Source organism: Arthrobacter sp. I3 (genome assembly GCF_000520575.1).
Lineage (GTDB): Bacteria > Actinomycetota > Actinomycetes > Actinomycetales > Micrococcaceae > Arthrobacter > Arthrobacter humicola_A.
The window spans coordinates 16,220-37,029 of record NZ_KI914925.1 but is presented as its reverse complement, the minus strand read 5'-3'; the positions used below and the strand labels follow the sequence as shown (position 1 = coordinate 37,029).

The window sequence follows — 20,810 nt, the reverse complement described above, 5'->3', positions numbered from 1 at the left end:
CGAAAGCGGCGGTCGGCGACAAGCCGGTCTTCGCATATATCGCCAGCCTGCCACAGCCGCAGCGGGGCATCGCCGAAGCGGTCGATGCTTTGGCGGCAAAGACACTGCCCGGCCTCCGGCGCTCAGTGAAGTGGGGCATGTCCTACTACGGAGTCGGCGACGGGTGGTGCTTCAGCTGCGGCGGTTTCGCTGGCCATGTCAAGCTCATGTTTGTGAATGGCGCAGCGCTCGAGCCTGTACCGCCGGTGACACCGGTGGGGATGGGCAGGTCGACGCGGGGTGTAGAGCTCAAATCCATGGACGACGTTGACGAACGCCAGATCGCGGCGTGGATGAAGCAGGTCGCGTCCGTGCCGGGTGTCGGGGGCAAGAAGCGTTGAACCGGAGGCCTGCCGCCGAGGCAAACAAGAGGACGACGGCGGATCCTTCCCGCCGTCGTCCTCTTGCGTCTATTTTTTGACGCCTATCGCAGTCCGGGTTACTTGGTGACCTGAAGTCCGGTGTCCCAGTTGAAGTCGGCAAACTCGGGGTTGGCCTGCATGGTCATGAGGACGAACTGGAAGCCTTCGAGTTCCCGGGAGCGCTTGAGCGGTCCGACCACCAGGGGGCGCATGCCGCCGGCGCTGACGAAGTTGCTCACGGCAGCGGTGGCGTCCGCGTTGTCGCCGGCGATGAAGACGTCCAGGGGCTGTCCGCCTGACTCTCCGGCGACGAGGGTGCCGGCGAAGGTGGTGTTGAACGCCTTGACCACGTTGGCGCCTGCGGGGGCAAGCTGCGCGATTTCTTCGGCGGCGGAGGTGCCGGGCTCGACGACCAGGGAGTCGAAGGTCTCGAAGTTCACCGGGTTGGTGATGTCGACGATGGTCTTGCCGGTCAAGGCCTCGCCGTAGGCGCTGACGACGTTCTTGGCGGCGTCAAACGGGACAGCGAGGACCACGATGGCGCCCTGCGGAGCCTCGGCCGTGGTCCCGAAGGTGACGCCGGCGCCGAGTTCGGCGGCCAGTTCCTGCGCTTTGGTGATGTCCTGTCCGAGGACCTCCACGGTCAGGCCGCCGGCGAGTGCTCGGGTGGCGATCCCGCGGGCCATGTTGCCGTTGCCGATGATGGTGAGGTTCGTCATGGGTGTCTTCTTTCCGAATATGCGGGCCAGGAGGGTTTTCATCAGATTCTGTTCTCTTGGGGGATTGATGCTTGAAGCTACAACTAAATGTACGTCAGGAAAGTTGAAGCGTCAACTAATTCTTCGAACGGAACGGGGTGTTCGTGCCTATGACGGCCGCTGGGCCGCATCCACGGCATCTTGAGCGAGCAGTTCGCCGGTGCGCGCGATGGATGCGCGCCTGCGCTCTTCGTCCGGCGGTCCGGTGATCACGAGGGGGACATTCGGGCTCGAGACCCAGGCGTGGCATAGGGTGACGATGGTCAGGAGCAGGTCTTCCGCAGCCGCCTCGCTCAAGGCCGGAAGGGCATTCCGGATCTCGGTGACTTTGTTCGCCGAGCGGAGGGTGCGGGCCTCGGCTCCTACCGGATGTCCCTGCTCAAGTCCCTCCCAAAAGGTAAGGCGTGCGAGGCTGGGGCGGCTCCTGGAAAAATCAAAGTATCGTCCCGCGAAATCCCCGATCGCAACAGGACCCATGCCGGCGACCGGAAGGTCGTCCAGGGCGGTGGCGAGTTCGCGGGTGAGCGCCGCTTCGAAGAGTCCGGCCTTGCCGCCAAAGTAGAAGTAAATCCGCTCGCGGTTGCACCCGGAGATTCGCGAAATCTGATGGATGCGCGCACCGGAGAAGCCCCGTTCGGAGAACTCGGTGATTGCGGCATCGAGGATTTTTTTCTGCGTCGCGTCAGTGTCCCAGGCCATGGCCCCCATCCTATCTCCAACCGTTTGTTTGCTTTTGCAAAACGTCGCGCAGTAGCATCAATTCCAACCAGACGTTTGGAGATTAAGTGGAACACGAGGGTAAAGCGCTAGCGGCCGACGAAACGGATGCGCATCATCACCGAACCGTCGGTATGGCATCCGTCCATGTAAGGGCTGCTATCACCTGGGTGGCGATCTTTCCGCTGGCCGCGATCGGGATGAGTATTTTGGCCGCATTGGCGCCGGGGTGGCCCCCGGTCCTGCGGGCTTTTACGCTCACTCTTGTGGTCGTTCCCATTGCCGTCTACTTCGCCGTTCCCCGCCTTCTTCTGCTCCAGGCGAAGCTGGGCCACGTTGCCACGCGCACTCGGGCGCGGCACAATGCGAAACGCCATGCGCGGGTTCGCGAGCCACACCGGGGTGCATGATCGGGGCCGGCCTGCCGGAAGTTACAGCCTGTCGGCGTCGGGGCCTGTGGCGTAGGCGTGACTGGTCTCTACCATTGCAGCGACCACGTGCAGCTCATTCTCGTCGCGGGGCCCGTAGACCATGACCATGCCTCGAGCCAGCCGGATGCCGGCCAGCGGGTGGGCCACTGCCCAGCCCTTGGCGATTGCGTCCGCGGCCAGTTGGGGCGGCAGGGCCAGGTGGAGGGAACCGTCGTGGGACGGGTGCTGGTGGGCAAACTCCCCGGCTGAGGGAACCAGGAACGCATCCTTGGGTGCGTCAGGTTCCGGCTTTATCATCAGGCCCCGCGCGCCTGGAACGGAGATAACGGACTGCGAAGTCGAGACTCCGGCGAGCGAACTGATCCTGGCGAACAACTTTTCCTGAAGGTCCACTGGCGCATTGTCAGTGCGCTGTTCCTGCGGGATTGTCCATGACACGGTGGGACGCTGACCGGCCCTGTGGGAAAGAGTGCCGTCCGGCAGGGCCGACCAGTGTCCGCCGGTGGTGCCTTCATCCGCTCCGGAACGAGCCAGGAACGACAGCCGCTCGTGGATCCAGCCCCCGAGTTCACGGAGCGTCTGGCCGCTGATCTGGTGCCCTCCGGGGTCGCGGCGGGCGTAGGCGGGGGCGGCGGAATCCGTCAGCAAGTAGTTCCAGGTGCGGTCCAGCAGTTCCGGCGGGATGACTTTGTCCTGGTCGCCCTGAGCGACGAAAACCGGAAGGCCTGCCAGCCGGGCCGGCGTGACCGGGACGCCGGCGTCGAACGGCAAGGTGCCGTACAGAATAGCCGCACCGGAGAATCGTTGCGGATCTGCAAGGACCAGTCCGCCAGCGAATGCTGCACCCCCGCTGAAGCCGACGAGCACGACCGGCCGGCCTGCGGGGGCGACAGTATCGAGCCAGGTTCGGAACCACGCCATGGATGCCGTCAGCGACTCGGCGACCGGACGGCCGATGCCACGGTTGGCAAACCATGCATAGCCGCCGCCCTCTGGGATCGGTGCCCGGACGGCGGCGTAGGCGGGGCCGGGCGGCAGGTGGTCGGCGAGGGCAATGATCTCGCGCTCGCTTGAACCCCGGCCGTGCAACAGCACCACCAGGGGAGCAACAGGGTCGGAAGACCCGGCCGTCGCCGCCACTGCCGAGGTGCCCGGGTGTAGGCCGTCAAGATCGGTGGACTTCTCGGAGATGCGCATGAATGCTCCTGCTCGTGGGTGTTGGACACAATTAGTCTCTCTTGAAGCTTCAACTATTATGGCGCGTCGCGTATTCCCCCAGCGGCTGTTGCGAATCAGCGGGGCGTCGCAACAGTCGCTGGGGAACAAGGATTCACTGCCGGCTGTTGGTCTTACGTGGTGACGACGAGTTTGCCGCTGACGCGGTTTTCCTCCATGTCCGTGTGGGCCCGGACGATGTCATCGAGGGTGTAGACCTTGCCGATGGGGACCATCGCGGTGCCGTCACTGACGGCCTGCAGGAATTCCTGGAGCACGCCGCCGGGGAGGTCGGGGGCGCCGCCTGTGTAGGAGGTGAGTCGGACGCCCCGCGGAATGTAGTCAATCGGATAGAAGTCGGGAACCGTCCACTGGTTTGAGAGCATCCCGGTGAAGCAGACGACGCCGTGGATCCGGGTGGCGCGCAACGTGTCGGGCAGCGTGGGGGTGCCGACGAGTTCGAGGGCGGCGTCCACGCCGTGGGGGACTATGCGGCGCACGGCGGTGGCGAGGTCGCCGTCGTCGATCAGGACATGGTCGACGCCGATCGCGGCCAGCGCTTCCCGCTTGGCTTCGTCGCGCGTTGATGCCAGGACGGTGAGCCCGCGGCGCTTGGCAAGTATTGCGGCGGCCATGCCGACGGACGAGGTTCCGCCGCGGATGAGCAGGCTTTGACCGGGCCGGATATCGAGGCCAATGGAGAGGGAGCCGTGGGCGGTCTGCAGCATCTCAGGGATGGCGCCGATGACGGACCAGGGCAGCTCTGATTCGAAGGCAATGACCTGCCGGGCCGGCACGCACGTGTACTCGGCATAGCCGCCGTCGAACACGCGGCCCATGCCGCCCATCAGGGTGGCGACCTTCTGCCCGGCGCGGAACTCGCCGCCGGGGGAGTCGGCCACCTCTCCGACAACTTCGATCCCGGGCACGCGCGGCAACGTGACGCCCTGGGCCAGGCCCAGGCGCGTATGCAGCTCCGAGCGGTTGAGCCCGAACGCCCGGACCCGGATGAGCACCTGGCCCGGCAGCGGCACGGGGATGGGTCGGTCGCGAATGACCAGCGCCTCGGCCGGCCCTGGGCCGTCCAGCACCACGGCCCGCATGGTGCCGCCGCTCACTGACCGTCCGCCTTGGAGTCCAGGGAGGGCCGCTGGGCGCTGCGAAGCCGGGCCAGGAGGTCGAGCAGGGTGGCGGTCTCCTGCGGACTCAGGGCCGGGGTGAACCAGTTGTCGAGTTCGGCCTCGATCACTGCGCGGCCCCGGGCGACCACCGCCTTCCCTTCTTCCGTGAGGTCAAGGAGTGAGGAGCGCCGGTCGCCCGGGTTTATCTTCCGCGAGCAGTACCCCGCCGCCTCAACACGGTCAACCAGCTTGCTGGCGCCGCCCACGGTGATGGCCAGCGCCGACGCGATGTCGAACACCCTGCACGTGCCAAGGGAGGAGACGACGACCATCGCCTCGAACCTGCCGAGGGGAAGTCCGCATTCCTGGCGCACGCGGGCGTCGACCGCATCCCACAGCTCGGTTTCAAGTCGGGTCAGCGTGCTGAAGAGAGGATAGAAGTTAGTCTGGCCGGCTCTGGTGTCCATGGATCAAGACTAGCATTTAGATTCCATGGAAGATACTTCCCCGGATTCTACTTGTCGGTCGGCCGCAGCCTGTGGGGGACTCGTTCGCTCCTGATCGAGGGCTAGACTCTGATCGGACGTCCCGGCGACCATCGACGATGGGCCAATATCGCAGAGGAGCCTTGATGGCTGGCGGCAGCAGTGAGCCCGGTAGGACTGTGACCTCGAAGGTGCTCTCCATCCTGGAAGCCTTCGAAAAGTCCCGGGGTGCCCTCAGCCTGACGGAAATCGCCGAAAAATCCGGGCTGCCCCTGAGCACCGCCCACCGGCTCGTCAACGAGCTCACAGACTGGGGATTACTTTCCCGCGAGCCCAACGGCCGCTACCAGCTGGGCATCCGCCTTTGGGAGCTTGCCCAGAACACCGGGCGGCAGCTCCGCGACGCGGCGCGCCCGTACATCCAGGATCTTTTCTCCCTCACGGGCGAAACCGCGCACCTGGCCGTCCGGTCCGGCCACGAGGTGCTGTACATTGACCGCGTCTACGGCTCCAAGCGCCTGCCCCGCGCTTCCCGCGTCGGCGGACGCCTGCCCATGCATGCGACCGCCGTCGGGAAGGTCCTCCTGGCCTTCGAGGAGGATTGGGTCCGCGACGCCTACCTGAACCGGCAGCTCGAGCGGCACACCGCGCACACCCACGTTGACCCGAGAAAACTGGCCGCCGAACTGACCCAGATCCGGGAGCAGGGCTACGCCACTACGCTCGAGGAAGTCCGGCTGGGCTCGTGCTCCATCGCCGTCCCGGTCTTCCACACCGGCAGGATCGGCGCCGCGATCGGCCTGGTGCTTCCCACGAGCCAGGCCGCCACGATGAGCCGCCACCTTCCCGTCCTGAGGGGCATCTCGGCGCAGATCGAACGCGCCACCGCGCGGATCCCGCTGGAAACGCTGCTGGGCAGCCACACCGCGGCATCGGACTAGGCCGAACCCTGCAGCTGCAGGCCCGCGGCAAAGTGGCTTCCGCTCAGTGGAAGCCTTTCCTGCCATCCTGAGGTGACGGGGGCCACACTGGTGGAAGAACCCCCGGCATGCACTGCTGCTGCCAGCGGGACCGGAAAACCAAGGAGCCCAGATGTCATCGTCGACTGAAACGGCCGGCCGCTGTCCCTTCGGACACGGCGCCGAAGCCCCTACAGGGCACCACGGCTACGAGCCGTTCCAGATGAAGGATCCCTTCCCCGCCTACGCCGAACTCCGGGCCGAGCAGCCCGTGATGTTCGACGAGCGGATCGGTCTCTACGTCGTCTCCCGCTATGACGACATCAAGGCCGTCTTTGAAGACTGGGAGACCTTCTCCAGCGAAAACGCCCAGGCGCCTGTCCGCGAACGCGGTGCCGCGGCCAAGAAGATCATGGACGACGGCGGCTTCACCGCCTACTCGGGCCTCTCCGCCCGCCGCCCGCCGGAGCACACCCGCATCCGCGCCGTGGTGCAGAAGGCCTTCACCCCCCGCCGCTACAAGGCCCTGGAGCCGTTCATCCGGCAAAACGTCGTCGGACTGCTCGAAAAAATGCTGGCCCGGCCGGAAAGCCGCGGCGACATGGTCAAGGACCTTGCTTACGACGTCCCCACCATCACCATCCTCACCCTGATCGGCGCAGACGTAGCCCAGGTCGACACCTTCAAGCGCTGGAGCGATTCCCGCGCCGCCATGACGTGGGGCGACCTCACGGACGACGAACAGATCCCGCACGCCCACAACCTCGTGGAGTACTGGCAGGAATGCCTCCGGCTGGTCAGGGTGGCTCACGAGGAAGGCGGCGACAACCTCACCGCGGACCTGGTCAAAGCGCAGCAGGACGGCGCGGAAATCTCCGACCACGAGATCGCCTCCGTCCTCTATAGCCTGCTCTTCGCCGGCCACGAGACCACCACCACGCTGATCTCCAACGCCCTCCGCGAACTCCTGGCCCGTCCCGAGCAATGGAAGCAGCTGGTGGAGGACCCGAAAAAAATTCCCGCCGCCATCGACGAAGTCCTGCGCTACGCCGGCTCGATCGTCGGCTGGCGCCGCAAGGCCCTCAAGGACACCGAAGTTGGCGGCGTCGCCATTGAAGAAGGCGCGCAGTTGCTGCTCCTCATGGGTTCAGCCAACCGGGATGAGAACAAGTTCGACGCCGGCGAGGACTTCGACATCACCCGCCCCAACGCCCGCGAGCACCTGTCCTTCGGGTTCGGCATCCACTACTGCCTGGGCAACATGCTCGCCAAGCTCCAGGCCAAGATCGCCCTCGAGGAAGTGGTCCGGCTCGCCCCGGGGCTGCAGCTGGAGCATCCGGAAGCCATCGCTTTCCGCGAGAACCTTTCCTTCCGCGTCCCCGAGACCGTCCCCGTCACCTGGAAGGCCTGAGAAAATATGCAGAGCAACGAATACGTCCAGTTCTTCGACGGAGGCATCGAACCGAAGCTCGAAAACCTTGGCGGCAAGGGGGCCTCGCTGGTCACCATGACCTCCGCCGGCATGCCCGTCCCGCCCGGCTTCGTGGTCACCACTGCCCAGTTTGATGCCTTCATGGAGGAAGCCGGGATCACACGGGACATCCACCAGCTCCTCGCAGGACTGGACCCCGAAGACATGGGCCAGGTGGACAGGGTGTCCGCCGCGATCCGGGCGGACATCCGCTCCCGCGCGGTGCCTCAGGCCCTGCGCGAGCTCACCGTCGCCGCCTACGCGTCCCTGATGTCCCGCTTTGAGTCGCCGGTCCCGGTGGCCGTTCGCTCCAGCGCCACCGCCGAGGACCTGCCGGATGCCTCCTTCGCCGGCCAGCAGGACACTTACCTCTGGCTTGACGGCGTCAAGGCCGTCACCGAGCACATCCGCCAGTGCTGGGCCTCGCTCTTCACATCCCGCGCGATCATCTACCGGCTCAAGAACAACATCCCCAACGAGGGCCTCTCGATGGCGGTCGTGGTGCAGAAGATGGTCAACGCACGGGTCTCCGGCGTCGCCATCACCATGGACCCCACCAACGGCGACCGTTCCAAGATCACTATCGACTCCTCCTACGGGGTGGGGGAGATGGTGGTCTCCGGCCAGGTCACGCCGGACAACATCATGCTGGACAAGGTCACGCTGGCGGTCGTCTCCGAACACCTCGGCGACAAGCACGCCGAACTCGTCCCGGACGCCGTTGCCGGCCGCCTGGTGGAGCGGGAGGTCGACGCCGAACGCCGCGGCCGCCGCAGCCTCACCGGCGCCGAGCTCACCGCCGTCGCTCAGATGGCCAAACGCGCGGAGAAGCACTACAAGTGCCCGCAGGACATCGAGTGGGCCCTCGATGCGGACTTGCCCGACGGAGAGAACCTGCTCCTGCTGCAGTCCCGCCCGGAAACGGTGCACTCTTCGAAACCGGGGGCGGCCACCCAAACGGTGCCGTCGGCAGCCGGCGGCTACTTCAGCGGACTCAGCCCCGCCATTTCTGCGGCAGCGCCCGCTTTCCCGACGACGCCAGCCACCACGACGCCGGCCGGCCCGGCGCCGTCGTCCGCCACCGGCTTTAGCCTCGGCAGCATCACCGCCTCACTGCTGAAGCCGTCCTTCTAGAACGTTCCGACCCGCTAGTCCGCTACGTCACCCAGGCTCAACGCCGAGCCCGTATTGAAAGGACCGCCATGTCCCTGAAGTCCTTCCCCAAACCCTCCGAGCTCGCGGTCCCCGCCGGGGCCGAGGGCTGGGAAAAGATCTACCCGTACTATCTGGTCTTCCAGGACAAGCTCAAGGAGCAGGAGGACGCCAAGTTCTGGTTCTGCGACAGCCAGCATTGGCCCACCGTGTTCAAGCCATTCGAGACGATCGGCGGCGAGTTCGCGGTCAAGTGCCTGGGCCAGTACAACGCCCGGCACCTGATGATCCCCAACGCCAACGGCATCGAGTTCCGCGTCCACCTGGGCTACCTCTACATGTCCCCCATCCCGGTGCCGGAAGACCAGATCGCCGCCCGCGTGCCCCTGTTCGAACAGCGCGTTGGCCACTACTTCCAGAATTGGGACCAGCTCCTCAAGCAGTGGCACATCAAGGTCAAGGGCACCATCGAGGAGATGGAGACCATCTCCTTCCCCAGGCTCCCGGACCTGGTCCCCATGGAAGACATCCTCTCCGGCAAGGGCAAGGACGGCTCCGAGAAGCTCCTGGAAAGCTACGACCGGCTCATCCAGCTGGCCTACCAGAACTGGCAGTACCACTTCGAGTTCCTCAACCTCGGCTACATCGCCTACCTGGACTTCTTCAACTTCTGCAAGCAGGTCTTCCCCAATATCCCGGACCAGTCCATCGCCACCATGGTGCAAGGCGTGGACATGGAGCTCTTCCGCCCGGATGACGAACTCAAGCAGCTCGCCAAGCTCGCCGTTGAACTGCATCTGCAGCCCTATTTCCGTAACACCAGTCACGCCGACGACGTCGAGGCCACCCTGGCTGCCATCGCCGCAGCCCCGGGCGGGGACCGCTGGATCGCCCAGTACGAGGGCGCCAAGGAACCGTGGTTCAACTTCACCGTGGGCAACGGCTTCTACGGCCACGACAAGTACTGGAACGAACACCAGGAAATCCCGCTCGGCTACATCGCGGACTACATCCGCCGCGTGGACGAGGGCCAGGAAATCATGCGGCCGGTGGAGGCACTCATCGCAGAACGCGACCGCATCATCGAGGAATACCGCGAGCTGCTCGAAGGCGAAAACCAGGCCCTCTTCGACGCCAAGCGCGGGCTCGCCGCCACCGCCTACCCGTACGTGGAGAACCACAACTTCTACATCGAGCACTGGACCATGGGCGTCTTCTGGCGCAAGATCCGCGAGCTGTCCCGCATGATGCAGGCCGAGGGTTTCTGGACCGAACCGGACGACCTCCTCTACCTGGGCCGCAACGAGGTCCGCGACGCGCTGTTCGACCTGGTCACGGGCTGGGGCGTCGGTGCCAAGCCGATCGGTCCCGACTACTGGCCGGCCGAGATCGAGCGCCGCCGCGGAATCGTGGACGCGCTCAAGACCGCCCGCCCTGCCCCGGCGCTGAACACCCCGCCGGAATCCATCACCGAACCCTTTACCCGGATGCTGTGGGGCATCACCACCGAGCAGGTCCAGCAGTGGCTGGGCGCCGGCGAGGAAGTGGAGGGCGGGGGCCTGCGCGGCATGGCTGCCTCGCCGGGCGTGGTGGAGGGCCTGGCCCGCGTCATCACCGACGCGGACCAGCTCTCCGAGGTGCAGCAGGGCGAGATCCTGGTCGCCACCGTCACCGCGCCGTCCTGGGGCCCGATTTTCGGCAAGATCAAGGCCACGGTCACGGACATCGGCGGCATGATGAGCCACGCGGCGATCGTCTGCCGGGAGTACGGTCTTCCGGCGGTGACCGGAACGGGTTCCGCCTCCACCACCATCAAGACCGGCCAGCGGCTCCGGGTGGACGGGACCAAGGGCACCGTGCAGATCCTCGATGCCGACCAACCGGAGCTCCTGGTCACCGGACCCGGCGCCCACGCGCACAGCCACAGTCATGTCTGAGCTGAACGCGCCGGCTGCAAGGACCGTCCTGATCACCGGTGCCGCCGGCGGGCTGGGCCGGGCGTTTGCGCTCGGCTTTGCCGGCCGCGGCTACCGCGTGGCGGTGGCCGACATCAACCTCGAGGGCGCTGAGCAGACGGCCAAACTGGTCCGCGAACTCGGCGCCGAGGCCGCCGCCTTCCCGGCGGACGTCACCAGCGTGGACTCCACTGAGATCCTGGCACGGGACTGTGCGGACTTCGGGAACGGAAGCATCGACGTCGTCCTCAACAACGCGGCGGTGTACGCGGGGGTGACCCGCAGCCCGTTCGAGGACATCGACCCGGCCGAATGGGACCTGGTGATGAACGTCAACCTCAAGGGCCCCTGGCTCGTGACCCGTGCGGCGAGCCCGTACCTGCCCGAGGGCGGGCGCGTCATCAACCTCTCCAGCGCCACGATCTTCAGCGGCTCGGAACAGTGGCTCCACTACGTCGCGTCCAAGGGTGGCGTGGTGGCCCTGACCCGGGTGATGGCCAAGGAACTGGGCCGGCGGGGGATCACGGTCAACGCGATCGCCCCCGGCTTCACGCTCACCGAAGCCAGCTACGGCCTGATGGAGAACGCCGAGAACTACGGTGTGGACCGCGGGGCCATCAAGCGGGCCAGCCAGCCCGAGGACGTCGTGGGCGCGGCCCTCTTCCTGGCTGGGCCGGACAGTTCCTACTACACGGGCCAGACCATGGTGGTGGACGGCGGCCGCCAGTTCATCTGAGGCGCTCTTTCCTGCCATCATCCGATTCAACCTAAGGAGAACCACATGCCAACGGTTCATTTCACCGACGCCGGGGGCGCTGTCCGCGACGTCCAGGGAAACCCCGGCGATTCAGTCATGGAAACGGCCGTCCGCAACGGCGTCCCCGGGATCGTCGCCGAATGCGGCGGCTCATTGTCCTGCGCTACCTGCCATGTCTTCGTCCGCGAGGACTGCCTTTCGCAGCTTCCGCCGATGGAGAACATGGAAGACGAAATGCTCTACGGCACGGCCGTCGACCGTGAGGACAACTCGCGGCTGTCCTGCCAGCTCCGGCTCACAGACGCCGTGGAGCTGTTCGTCACCACCCCGGAAACCCAGGTGTAGCGATGGGCGCGGAAGCACTGGAGCAGGCAACTGACACCCTCGTCGCGGACCAAAGCTCTCCAACGCGCACGGGGCTCCTGATCATCGGCGCCAGCCAGTCCGGGGTCCAGCTTGCTGTATCGCTGCGGGCACTCGGCTTCGACGAACACATCACCCTGCTCGGCGACGAGGACCACCGACCCTACCAGCGCCCGGCCCTGTCCAAGGAGTTCCTTCAGGGCACGGTCGAGAGCGAATCACTGATCTTCCGCTCCAACGATTACTGGGCCGGACACAACGTGGCCCTGGTCAAGGGCGAATACATCGTCCGGGTCGACAAGGAACCCGACGGCTCCGGGGTCGCGCATTCTTCCTCCGGAAAACAGTTCCCTTTCAAGCGGCTGGCGCTCACGGTCGGAGCCCGGGCCCGCAAGCTGGAGATTGAGGGCGGGAACCTCGACGGCGTGCTGTACCTCCGCAACGCCGACGACGCGCTGGCACTCAAGGCGCGGGTGGGGGATGCCACGGATGTGGTGGTGATCGGCGGCGGGTTCATCGGACTGGAGGCCGCGTCCAGCCTGCGGAAGATGGGCAAGAACGTCACGGTTCTGGAATTCGGTCCGCGGCTCGTTGGCCGGGCCGTGGGAGATGAGACGGCCGGGTACTTCCTGCAGGCGCACCGTTCCCGCGGCCTGGACATCCGGCTCAACACCAGCGCCAAGCGCTTCACAGCAAGCGAGGGCGGTAGCGCGGTCGCCGGCGTAGAACTCCAGGACGGCACAGAGCTCTCCGCTCAGATTGTGCTCGTGGGGATCGGCGTCATTCCCAACACCCAGCTGGCCGAACAGCTCGGGCTGAGGGTGGACAACGGGATTGTGGTGGACCGCTTCGCGCTGGCCTCGGACGGCACAACGGTGGCGATCGGCGACTGCGCCAACATGCCCAACCCGGTGCCAGGGTCGGAGCCGGGGGAACGGATCCGGCTGGAAAGCGTCAACAACGCCATCGAACACGCGAAGGTGGCCGCCTACTCGCTGACCGGGCGGCGCGAGGAATACGCCGGCATCCCCTGGTTCTGGTCCAATCAGGCGGACCTCAAGTTGCAGATCGCCGGACTGTGCAACGGCTACGACCAGACGGTACTCCGTCGGGACGAGGACCGCGGGAAGTTCAGCGTCCTGTACTACCGCCAGGGCCAGGTCATCGCCGCGGACTGCGTCAACGCCCCGCTGGACTTCATGGCCGTCAAGAACGCACTGGCAAAGGGCCAGAACATCCCTGCCGACGCCGCGGCGGACCCCGCCACGCAACTCAAGACCATCACCACGGACAGCTAACTGCACTCAGACAGTACGCCGGCCCACCCGAAGGAGCATTATGAGCACCCCCAAGACTCCGGTCGCAGCCAGCCCCGCCGCTAAACCGGTGGACGTCCCGGCCCAGGCCTTTGCCGCGGAGTACAGCGTCCGGCCTGTTCCCGCGGCTGGTCCGGTAGACACCTCCGCGATCTGCAATACCCCGGCTGCCGTTCAGGAACTCGACGCACTGTGGAAGGCCGTGGTCCATGAGACGCGGACGCGCGGAAACGACATCCACTTGCCGATTTCCTTGGCCTACGCCGAACGGCTGTGCCGGGCCTATCCCGGCGCCGACGCTGAACTGGTGCGCGTGGCCACCGTGCTGCACGACACTGGCTGGGCCCACGTTGATGAATCCCGCATCATATCCGAGGGCTTCACCGGTGACTGGCGCAAGGCCGCCATCCGTTACGAACACGAGCAGCAGGGCTGCGACGTGGCCCGCCGGGTGCTCCCCGCCCTGGGCTACTCCACCGAATTCATTGAGCGCGTCTGCGAGATCATCGACGGCCACGACACCCGGCCGGTGGCCCGCTCCCTGGAAGACGCCCTGATGCGCGATGCCGACAGGCTATGGCGCTTCGACCGCGCCGGTATCGCCCTCGCCTCCACGTGGTTCGCCATGGACCCGGCCACGTACACCGACAGACTGGCCACCGAGATCGTGCCCGAACTCATCACCCAGGCCGCCCACGATATGGCCGCCGCGGACCTTAACCGATCCAACGCCCTTCTTAAGACGGCGGTGATCCGATGACCTCCGCCACGCATGATGCTCCTGCCCTGACAGCCCGGACGGAGCTGTCCCTGCCGCATACGCATGTGGATACGATCTTTGTCGACGGCGCGTGGCAGCCTTCGCGGAGCACCGGCCGCAACCCGGTGACCGACCCCGCTACGGGCGAAGTGTGGGGCTCGGTGCCGGACGGAACGCCGGAAGACCTGGACGCCGCCGTCGGCTCTGCCCAGCGCGCCTTTCAGGGGGAGTGGCCCCGGCTTACCCCGTCTGAACGCGCCGACTACCTTCTCCGGATTGCTGAGGAGGTGGAGAATCGGGCTCAGGAGCTTGCCCTGACGAACTCGAGGGAAAACGGCTCACCGGTGTCCGAATCCGCCGGGGCGGCAGCCAACGCGGCCGGTATCTTCCGGTACTTCGCCACCCTCGCCGGGTACCTTGAGCATGAGGATGTCCGCCCCTTCCCGCGCGGCGGCGGCGAGTCAGTAGTCCGGCGCGACCCGCTGGGAGTCTGCGCGCTGATCGCGCCGTGGAACTTCCCCATCAACCTGGTGGTCATCAAACTGGCGCCGGCCCTGCTGGCAGGCTGCACCGTGGTGATCAAGCCGGCGTCGCCCACGCCGCTGTCCATCCGGGTGATTATCGACGCCGTCGCCGCGGCCGGGGTTCCGGCGGGCGTGGTCAACCTGGTAACCGGCTCCGGCCGGCTGGGGGATCAGCTGGTGAAGCACCCGGGCGTCGAAAAGGTGGCGTTCACGGGATCGACGCCGGTGGGCCGGAAAATTGCCGTGGCCTGCGGGGAACTGCTGCGTCCGGTCACGCTGGAACTGGGCGGGAAGTCCAGCGCCATCGTGCTCCCTGATGCGGATCTGGAGGCGATGTCCAAGGTGCTGATCCGGTCGTCGATGCGCAACACCGGCCAGACCTGCTACATCTCGACCCGGATCCTGGCGCCCGCGAGCCGTTATGACGAAGTGGTGGAGATGGTCACGGCCACGATTGCGGCCGGAAAGCAGGGTGATCCGCTCGACGCGGACACTGTGTTCGGCCCTTGCGCAACGGAGTCCCAGTGCCGGACCGTGCTGGAGTACGTGGAGTCGGGCGTGGCCGACGGCGCGCGGGTCACCACCGGGGGGCGAGCGGCGTCGTTAGGCGGTGGCCTTGAGGGCGGCTATTTCGTGGAGCCCACAGTCTTCGCCGACGTCACCCCGGAGATGCGGATCTCCCGCGAGGAGATCTTCGGCCCGGTCCTGTGCATCCTAAAATACGACGACGCCGATGGCAGTGTTGACGAGGCCGTCGCGCTGGCGAACAACACCGAGTTCGGACTCGGCGGCCTGGTGTTCGGGCAGGACGCGGCGGCTGCCCTGAACGTGGCCGACCGGATGGACACGGGCTCCGTGGGCATCAACTTCTTCGCATCCAACCATGCGGCCCCCTTTGGCGGCCGGCACGATTCCGGCCTTGGCACCGAGTACGGGATGGAAGGCCTGAACGCGTACCTGAGCTACAAGTCCATCCACCGCCGCACGTAACTAGCGGGATGCCGGTGGCACGGTGAAGGCATTCAACCATTTCTTGGACAGTAGGATCACAGCGGGAATGATGCAACGAGGCGGGCGAGCGGTGGAGGCGCCTGTCCGGCCGGCAAGGCGTCGACCAGCAGTGGCGCGTATCGGATCTTGTTGCCGCTGCGTCCTCCGAAGAACCGGCGCAACTGCGCCGCTATTGGCCGCTCCCGCAGTGACGGCTGGCGTTGGAGGAGCCGGAACGACGCGAGCTCGCCTTGAGCCGCGATGACTTTGAGCACTGCGTCGATCCCCAGGCAGCGGATGAGTTCGTCCTCCAGATCGGCGTGACAGACGTGGAACCCAAGCTCGGCCAGCGAACCGGACCCGATATCTGCCCGGCCCAGCGCGCGGGCGATGCCACGGGATTCGCCTGCATCACACAGGCCCAACAACCGGTGGCCTGCGCCATTCGGTCCGTAGCGGTCGAGGAAGTGGACGATGCTGGTCGCGCCTCCCATCGGAACGACCGACACCCGTAAGGCTGCCAGGTCATGGCCATGGCGGAAGGCCAGCGTCTCAACCGCAAGCCGGTCACTCTCACCTTCGACCAACACCGTCGTCGCCTGCATGGAACCAGTATGCCGAACGGATTGTCTGGTCACGGGCTCCCCGCCGGACACGCAGTACGTGGTCAGGAGCCGGACACGTCGACCAGGACCTTCCCGACGAAGCCTTGTTCTACGGCGTCGTGCGCTGCCGCGGTTTCCTCGAGTCGAAAACGGCTGAGGGGCAGTCCGTGCTCATCGCCGACCCGCAATGCCCCCGCTTTCAGCGCATCGGCGACGGCGGCAACGGCCGCCGCCTTCTGCTGCTCCGTCACGGTGTACGTGAGGATGAACTGGAATTGGACGTTCTTGCCCATGCTCTCGCGAATGGGAATGGCCAAGGATTCACCGGGGTTGGCAGCATAAATGGAAATGGTTCCCCCCGGCTTCACCACCTTGAGGTCATTGCCGATGTTCGCCGGAGCATTGACGTCGACGATCGTATCAACGCCTCCAGGGGCTGCCTCATGCACGGCCTGTGGGACGTCGGCAGCGCGGTAGTTGATCACACTGTGCGCGCCGGCCCGGCGGGCAAGCTCACCTTTCCGCTCACGGTCGCGATGACGGTTGCCCCGGCCCAGCGGGCGAGCTGAATTGCCGCGTGCCCCACCGCACCCGCGCCACCGGTGACCAGCACCACCCGCCCTTCCAGGGCGCCCGGCGAAAGCCTTGCCGGGCCGTCCTGGCTGGAGGTCAGCGCACGATGAGCCGTCAGTGCCGGGATCCCCAGGGATGCGCCCGTGTCGAAGGATTCCATGTCTGGAAGGGCAACGGCCTGCGCGGCCGGCACCACCACGTACTCCTGGGCTGTGCCCTCGGTGCCGCCCCAGGCGACGTCCCAGAGCCAAACGCGATCGCCGACGGACAGCCCCGGCACGCCGGATCCAAGCTCGTCGATAACGCCGGCACCATCCTGGTTGGGCACTTTTGGTGCCTCCAGCATGCTTCCGCTCCCGCCGGCGCCCCGGGACTTCCAGTCGGTGGGATTGACCCCGGAGACCACCACCCGGACTCTGACCTGGCCCGGTCCGGGTGCCGGCAGTGGCCTCTCCTGGAGGGTCATCACGGACGATGGCCCTGTCTTTTCGTACACGATGGCCTTCACTGTTACTCCGCTTCTTCGGCTTTCATAGGGGGAAGGGATGAGGGCGCCGTAAGAACCCGGGGGTCCTCCTGTCGCCATGATGGCTCGGATACCTCTGACGTCTATTGCGGCGCTTGATCCCACGCTAACGCAAAAGGGGAAATGGACGGATCAGGTCAAATGGTCGAAGTCGCCGCGCGCCCAAGCAGCGTGCCGTTGTGCGGAATCGTGCAGAATGGCCTTGGCGCCGGACGCGATTACATTGTTGAAGTTGCCATAGATTCGGTCGAACTTGAGCTCTCCCAGTTGTGCGGCGATTCGCTCCGCCACCGCGCCGGATAACGGCACGTGGTTCGGGTAGCTGCGCATGAAGGCGATGGAGCGACGGTCTGGATTCGGATACACGCTGTCACCGGTCAGCAGAACTCCTTTGCCACCGGCTCCTGCAGCCCAGTGCACCACCGCGCTGCCCGGGAAATGGCCCCCGGTCTGGTGCAGGGTCAACCCTTCTGCGATGGTTTGACTGCCGGACCAGTATTCGATGATCGGATCATTGCGCCCCAGCCATGGCCGGTCTGCGTCGGCCACGAGTACGGGGACGCCGCCGAGCCGATGCGACCATTCGACCTGCACGCCGAACATGTGTGGATGGCTGGCAGCGATCGCCAGGACCGGGCCCCGCTCGAGCACTGCCTTCACAGCTCTGTCGTCGACATATCCGACCGGATCCCACAACAGCGAACCCTCGTGTGTCGCCACAAGCTGGGCGGTCTGGCCGATCCCGACTCTTGGCTCCGTCCGGATCCCGACAAGGCCCGGCTCGTTCTCCTTCAACACCGTTTGCTGGCCCTCCTGCGCCAGCCCGTCCAGTGTGAGCCACTTTTGTCCGTCCTCGGGCACATACTGCCGCTCATCGGCGCAGATCGGGCAAACCCCCGGGGCAGGTTCGTCGTGTTCCACGGCGCAAGTTGCGCAGATCAGCATGGTGGGTCCCTTCTAAGGCCTTGTGTCCTGCTCCTCTTGCCCACCGTAAGCGTGCCCGACGTCGTCGGGAAGCGGATGCCGCTATCAACCGGCCGCGATGGCAACCGCAAAATGGATCCCGCAATCCGAGTGTGCGTCGAATTGGGTATCAGGAGCGTCGAGACATATTCAACGCATCGACTTCAACGCACCGACGGGGACAACAGGGCGGCTATGACGTTCACCGCATACCAGCCCAATGCCCCAAGTGCTCCCAGAACGGTAACGGAAACCACCCAAAATAGGGCAGAGAGTTTCCGTCTCGGTTTCTCATCCATAACAACCACCCCGCAATCAATTGGGATACTCTCGGACCGAATCTTGCCTGAACCCCCTTGCGGAAAGCTTGGAATCGAGACGAGGCCTCTGGCCCGCAGCTGGCCCGGGGCAGAAGTCACGCCAACCCTTGCAGCCACCACGAGGCACGCTTAGGATGGCGGGGCCGGGACGGCCTGGACGGCGATGGACCTATCCTGCCGTTGACGGACAGTGAGCCCTTTGGAGGTCCGACGTGAGTGAGCGGGATGACTTCATGGCCTGGGTTGGGTCGCGTCTCAAGGACGCCGAGACCGCCCTGCATAACGGCGACGCCGGGCCGCGGTTCGCCATCTGGTCCCGAAGGGAGCCCGTTACCGTGCTCGGCGCGTGGACGTCCGGCAGCGGTCCCGAGGACGTGGGGCGCATCTTCCATCAGCTGGAAGCATCCTTCTCGGATTGCACGTCATACACGCACGAGGTGATTGCTGCCGACGTGATCGGGGACATGGCCTACACCGTTGGGTACGAGCATACGAGCACCTCGGTAAACGGAGAGCCGAGGGACTACACACTGCGCGTGACCCAGGTCTACCGGCGCGAGGGTGGCGAATGGAAGGTCGCCCATCGCCACGCAGACACCCTGGCGCAGCCGGACAAGCCCCAGGACGCCTGAGCCCCGTCCTTGGTGTCAGGAGCCGGTGTCAGGACGGTGTTCAGGAGCCGGCGGTCAGGATCCAGGGCGCCCCGGCCACTCTTTGCCCGCCCAGGGGTCGTAGTCGGCGATGAGCTCCTCCTGCGGCGGACGCTCATTTTCCGGGACGTGCTGCAGGTTCACCCGGACCCGGTACCAGAGCGAACTCGATCCCCGCATTCCGTCGACGAGTACGTCGGCGGGATGCAGGGCTGATATGAGGTCCGCATGCCGGGTCTTCCATTCCTCGAGCGCCGCGAGCGCCTCGGGCTTGGTCTTGGTCCGTGCCACCTCGATGAGCGGCATTACCGATTGCCGGCGCCCCAGGCCCTCGCCGCCGCGCGGCGGCTTCTCGGCGGGGCCGAGCCCGGCAGCCAGACTGATGAGCCTGTCGAGCGTCCCTGCCGCGTCGTCGATCCCGGCGTGTGGGTCGCCCATCGCCGCGAAGCGCTCAAGCACCGTGGGCACCGTGAATTGTTCCGGCCGGGCGGAGGTAACCTCGTCCCACGTGAGCGGAGTCGAGACCCGGGCATCGGGCAGGGGCCGGATCGAGTACGCCGATGCCACGGTGCGGTCCTTGGCGTTCTGGTTGAAGTCGACGAACACACTCTCGCCGCGCTCCTCCTTCCACCACCGCGCGGTGGCGAGGCCCGGAGCGCGGTTCTCGACCTCGCGGGCGAGGGTCTCGGCGGCGAGCCGCACGTCGCGGTACGACCACTGAGGCGCGATGCGCACGAGGATGTGGAGTCCCCGCGAACCGCTCGTCTTCGGCCACCCCACCAGTCCGACGTCGTCGAGCACCTCCCGCGCGACATAGGCGACATCGACGATCTGCGCCCAGTCGACCCCCGGCATCGGGTCGAGGTCGACCCGGAGCTCGTCCGGGTGCTCGAGGTCCTCTGCACGCACGGGGTGCGGGTTGAGGTCCAGGCATCCAAGATTCACGACCCACGCCAAGCCCGCGGCATCCCGGATGACGGCCTCTTCGGCAGATGTTCCGGACGCGTAGTGCAGCGTTGCCGTGTCGATAAAGTCGGGGTGGTTTTCAGGCACGCGCTTCTGAAAGAACGGCTCAGCGCCGATCCCCTTCGGGAAGCGCTTGAGTACCATGGGCCGGCCGCCTGCGCCCCGTAGTGCACCGTCGGCGACGGTGAGGTAGTAGCGGACCAGGTCGAGCTTGGTCAGTCCGGGTTCGGGGAACACCACCTTGTCCGGACTCGAGATGCGAACCTCGTTGCCGGCAATGTTGAGGATCTCGGCGGGGGTCTTCGACGAGTTCATTCCGCCACGCTAGTTCCGGACGGCTGCGCTTGGGAATAGCATTCCGGCATGGACGCCAAGTTATTCGCCTATCTCAGCTACGGTGACGCACCCGCAGCCCTGGACTGGCTCCAGGCCGTGGGATTTGACGTTATTCAGCGGCAGGACGGCCCCGCAGGGACAGTGCTGCACGCCGAGATTTCCATGGGGGAGGCGGTGATAATGGTGGCAAGTAGCGATGCCGCCTCCCAGCGGCCGCCACTTATCGGCCAGTCGACCGGCCAGGGACTGTATCTCCTGGTCGAAGACGTCGACGCATTTCATCAGAAGGCCCTCGCCGCGGGCGGAACCTCAGTGATCGAGCCCGAAGACACCCAATGGGGCGCCCGGCGCTGCCGGGTGCTCGATCCCCAAGGACAGGAATGGAGCGCCGGCACCTACCAGCCCGGAATCGCCTCGTGATACGTCCTTGCTTGCCCACCCGGGGCGCTCTAAGTGCCCTCCTCGCTGCCGGCGTCGAAGGGCTTGCCCGCGGCTG

20 protein-coding genes and 1 pseudogene are annotated in these 20,810 nt (G+C 66.0%); 12 read left to right on the top strand and 9 right to left on the bottom strand.

The genetic code is table 11. From position 1 onward, the window contains the following. The coding region (locus tag Y706_RS25000) for a DUF1801 domain-containing protein (RefSeq protein ID WP_253906770.1) at positions 1 to 380 on the top strand (380 nt) is incomplete at its 5' end. A gap of 98 nt (positions 381 to 478) precedes the next feature. On the opposite strand, the gene Y706_RS0111100 is transcribed toward Y706_RS25000, so the two are convergent. The 5 genes from Y706_RS0111100 to Y706_RS0111075 form a co-directional block, all read right to left on the bottom strand. Further along, positions 479 to 1,120 carry an NADPH-dependent F420 reductase gene (locus tag Y706_RS0111100; RefSeq protein WP_028276645.1) on the bottom strand — a complete coding sequence of 214 codons (642 nt, stop codon included), beginning with the start codon at positions 1,118 to 1,120 and terminating at the stop codon, positions 479 to 481. A 147-nt stretch (positions 1,121 to 1,267) separates the two neighbouring features. Beyond that, on the bottom strand, positions 1,268 to 1,858 hold the full coding sequence (locus Y706_RS24995; RefSeq protein WP_043436019.1) for a TetR/AcrR family transcriptional regulator: 591 nt from the start codon (positions 1,856 to 1,858) through the stop codon (positions 1,268 to 1,270). 449 nt (positions 1,859 to 2,307) lie between these two features. Then, positions 2,308 to 3,504, bottom strand: a complete 1,197-nt coding sequence (locus Y706_RS0111085) for a luciferase domain-containing protein (RefSeq protein ID WP_084476075.1) — start codon at positions 3,502 to 3,504, stop codon at positions 2,308 to 2,310. Positions 3,505 to 3,656: 152 nt separating this feature from the next. Then, entirely contained in the window at positions 3,657 to 4,640 is a 984-nt protein-coding gene (locus Y706_RS0111080; protein WP_253906769.1) for a zinc-binding alcohol dehydrogenase family protein, read from the bottom strand. Beyond that, on the bottom strand, positions 4,637 to 5,110 hold the full coding sequence (locus tag Y706_RS0111075) for a MarR family winged helix-turn-helix transcriptional regulator (protein WP_043436018.1): 474 nt from the start codon (positions 5,108 to 5,110) through the stop codon (positions 4,637 to 4,639). Before Y706_RS0111075 ends, Y706_RS0111080 begins: the two co-directional genes overlap by 4 nt. Positions 5,111 to 5,274: 164 nt before the next feature. Between Y706_RS0111075 and Y706_RS0111070 the strand changes: the two genes are divergently transcribed. From Y706_RS0111070 to Y706_RS0111030, 9 genes are all read left to right on the top strand, one after another. After that, positions 5,275 to 6,069: an IclR family transcriptional regulator gene (locus Y706_RS0111070; protein WP_028276641.1), complete on the top strand. Its 795-nt coding sequence runs from the start codon at positions 5,275 to 5,277 to the stop codon at positions 6,067 to 6,069. 151 nt (positions 6,070 to 6,220) lie between these two features. After that, positions 6,221 to 7,498: a cytochrome P450 gene (locus Y706_RS0111065; protein WP_028276640.1), complete on the top strand. Its 1,278-nt coding sequence runs from the start codon at positions 6,221 to 6,223 to the stop codon at positions 7,496 to 7,498. A 6-nt stretch (positions 7,499 to 7,504) separates the two neighbouring features. Further along, complete coding sequence (locus Y706_RS0111060; protein WP_028276639.1) at positions 7,505 to 8,692, top strand: PEP/pyruvate-binding domain-containing protein; 1,188 nt, start codon at positions 7,505 to 7,507, stop codon at positions 8,690 to 8,692. Positions 8,693 to 8,760: 68 nt separating this feature from the next. Beyond that, positions 8,761 to 10,647, top strand: coding sequence for a PEP-utilizing enzyme (locus Y706_RS0111055; protein WP_028276638.1), 1,887 nt, complete (start codon positions 8,761 to 8,763; stop codon positions 10,645 to 10,647). Then, on the top strand, positions 10,640 to 11,401 hold the full coding sequence (locus Y706_RS0111050) for an SDR family NAD(P)-dependent oxidoreductase (protein ID WP_028276637.1): 762 nt from the start codon (positions 10,640 to 10,642) through the stop codon (positions 11,399 to 11,401). The genes Y706_RS0111055 and Y706_RS0111050 overlap by 8 nt, the downstream gene beginning before the upstream one ends. 45 nt (positions 11,402 to 11,446) lie before the next feature. After that, a complete protein-coding gene (locus Y706_RS0111045) occupies positions 11,447 to 11,767 on the top strand; it encodes a 2Fe-2S iron-sulfur cluster-binding protein (protein WP_028276636.1) in 321 nt (106 codons plus the stop codon). 2 nt (positions 11,768 to 11,769) lie between these two features. Continuing rightward, on the top strand, positions 11,770 to 13,083 hold the full coding sequence (locus tag Y706_RS0111040; protein ID WP_043436017.1) for an NAD(P)/FAD-dependent oxidoreductase: 1,314 nt from the start codon (positions 11,770 to 11,772) through the stop codon (positions 13,081 to 13,083). 40 nt (positions 13,084 to 13,123) lie between these two features. Continuing rightward, positions 13,124 to 13,861, top strand: a complete 738-nt coding sequence (locus Y706_RS0111035; protein WP_028276634.1) for an HD domain-containing protein — start codon at positions 13,124 to 13,126, stop codon at positions 13,859 to 13,861. Then, positions 13,858 to 15,375: an aldehyde dehydrogenase family protein gene (locus Y706_RS0111030; protein WP_028276633.1), complete on the top strand. Its 1,518-nt coding sequence runs from the start codon at positions 13,858 to 13,860 to the stop codon at positions 15,373 to 15,375. Before Y706_RS0111035 ends, Y706_RS0111030 begins: the two co-directional genes overlap by 4 nt. A 56-nt stretch (positions 15,376 to 15,431) precedes the next feature. Here the strand turns inward: Y706_RS0111030 and Y706_RS0111025 are convergent, their stop codons facing one another. The 3 genes and pseudogenes from Y706_RS0111025 to Y706_RS0111015 form a co-directional block, all read right to left on the bottom strand. Next, complete coding sequence (locus Y706_RS0111025; protein WP_043436016.1) at positions 15,432 to 15,980, bottom strand: TOPRIM nucleotidyl transferase/hydrolase domain-containing protein; 549 nt, start codon at positions 15,978 to 15,980, stop codon at positions 15,432 to 15,434. Positions 15,981 to 16,042: 62 nt separating this feature from the next. Next, positions 16,043 to 17,061 (bottom strand): annotated as a pseudogene (locus Y706_RS24985) (NADPH:quinone reductase). 150 nt (positions 17,062 to 17,211) lie between these two features. Next, positions 17,212 to 18,024, bottom strand: a complete 813-nt coding sequence (locus Y706_RS0111015) for an MBL fold metallo-hydrolase (RefSeq protein ID WP_028276631.1) — start codon at positions 18,022 to 18,024, stop codon at positions 17,212 to 17,214. Between the two features lie 550 nt (positions 18,025 to 18,574). Between Y706_RS0111015 and Y706_RS0111010 the strand changes: the two genes are divergently transcribed. Next, positions 18,575 to 18,994 carry a nuclear transport factor 2 family protein gene (locus Y706_RS0111010; protein WP_028276630.1) on the top strand — a complete coding sequence of 140 codons (420 nt, stop codon included), beginning with the start codon at positions 18,575 to 18,577 and terminating at the stop codon, positions 18,992 to 18,994. A 54-nt stretch (positions 18,995 to 19,048) separates the two neighbouring features. Here Y706_RS0111010 and ligD read toward each other — a convergent pair whose 3' ends face one another. Beyond that, entirely contained in the window at positions 19,049 to 20,293 is a 1,245-nt protein-coding gene (ligD, locus tag Y706_RS0111005; protein ID WP_028276629.1) for a non-homologous end-joining DNA ligase, read from the bottom strand. A gap of 48 nt (positions 20,294 to 20,341) precedes the next feature. On the opposite strand from ligD, the gene Y706_RS0111000 reads away from it, so the two are divergent. Further along, a complete protein-coding gene (locus Y706_RS0111000) occupies positions 20,342 to 20,734 on the top strand; it encodes a VOC family protein (protein ID WP_028276628.1) in 393 nt (130 codons plus the stop codon). Positions 20,735 to 20,810 lie beyond the last annotated feature (76 nt).

Excerpts from the sequence above, each read along its gene's own strand:
- Y706_RS0111100 (WP_028276645.1), bottom strand. The coding sequence starts at position 1,120 with ATGACGAACCTCACCATCATCGGCAACGGCAACATGGCCCGCGGGATC.
- Y706_RS24995 (WP_043436019.1), bottom strand. The coding sequence starts at position 1,858 with ATGGCCTGGGACACTGACGCGACGCAGAAAAAAATCCTCGATGCCGCA.
- Y706_RS0111085 (WP_084476075.1), bottom strand. The coding sequence starts at position 3,504 with ATGCGCATCTCCGAGAAGTCCACCGATCTTGACGGCCTACACCCGGGC.
- Y706_RS0111075 (WP_043436018.1), bottom strand. The coding sequence starts at position 5,110 with ATGGACACCAGAGCCGGCCAGACTAACTTCTATCCTCTCTTCAGCACG.
- Y706_RS0111070 (WP_028276641.1), top strand. The coding sequence starts at position 5,275 with ATGGCTGGCGGCAGCAGTGAGCCCGGTAGGACTGTGACCTCGAAGGTG.
- Y706_RS0111065 (WP_028276640.1), top strand. The coding sequence starts at position 6,221 with ATGTCATCGTCGACTGAAACGGCCGGCCGCTGTCCCTTCGGACACGGC.
- Y706_RS0111060 (WP_028276639.1), top strand. The coding sequence starts at position 7,505 with ATGCAGAGCAACGAATACGTCCAGTTCTTCGACGGAGGCATCGAACCG.
- Y706_RS0111055 (WP_028276638.1), top strand. The coding sequence starts at position 8,761 with ATGTCCCTGAAGTCCTTCCCCAAACCCTCCGAGCTCGCGGTCCCCGCC.
- Y706_RS0111050 (WP_028276637.1), top strand. The coding sequence starts at position 10,640 with ATGTCTGAGCTGAACGCGCCGGCTGCAAGGACCGTCCTGATCACCGGT.
- Y706_RS0111045 (WP_028276636.1), top strand. The coding sequence starts at position 11,447 with ATGCCAACGGTTCATTTCACCGACGCCGGGGGCGCTGTCCGCGACGTC.
- Y706_RS0111040 (WP_043436017.1), top strand. The coding sequence starts at position 11,770 with ATGGGCGCGGAAGCACTGGAGCAGGCAACTGACACCCTCGTCGCGGAC.
- Y706_RS0111035 (WP_028276634.1), top strand. The coding sequence starts at position 13,124 with ATGAGCACCCCCAAGACTCCGGTCGCAGCCAGCCCCGCCGCTAAACCG.
- Y706_RS0111030 (WP_028276633.1), top strand. The coding sequence starts at position 13,858 with ATGACCTCCGCCACGCATGATGCTCCTGCCCTGACAGCCCGGACGGAG.
- Y706_RS0111025 (WP_043436016.1), bottom strand. The coding sequence starts at position 15,980 with ATGCAGGCGACGACGGTGTTGGTCGAAGGTGAGAGTGACCGGCTTGCG.
- Y706_RS0111015 (WP_028276631.1), bottom strand. The coding sequence starts at position 18,024 with ATGCTGATCTGCGCAACTTGCGCCGTGGAACACGACGAACCTGCCCCG.
- ligD (WP_028276629.1), bottom strand. The coding sequence starts at position 20,293 with ATGAACTCGTCGAAGACCCCCGCCGAGATCCTCAACATTGCCGGCAAC.
- Y706_RS0111000 (WP_028276628.1), top strand. The coding sequence starts at position 20,342 with ATGGACGCCAAGTTATTCGCCTATCTCAGCTACGGTGACGCACCCGCA.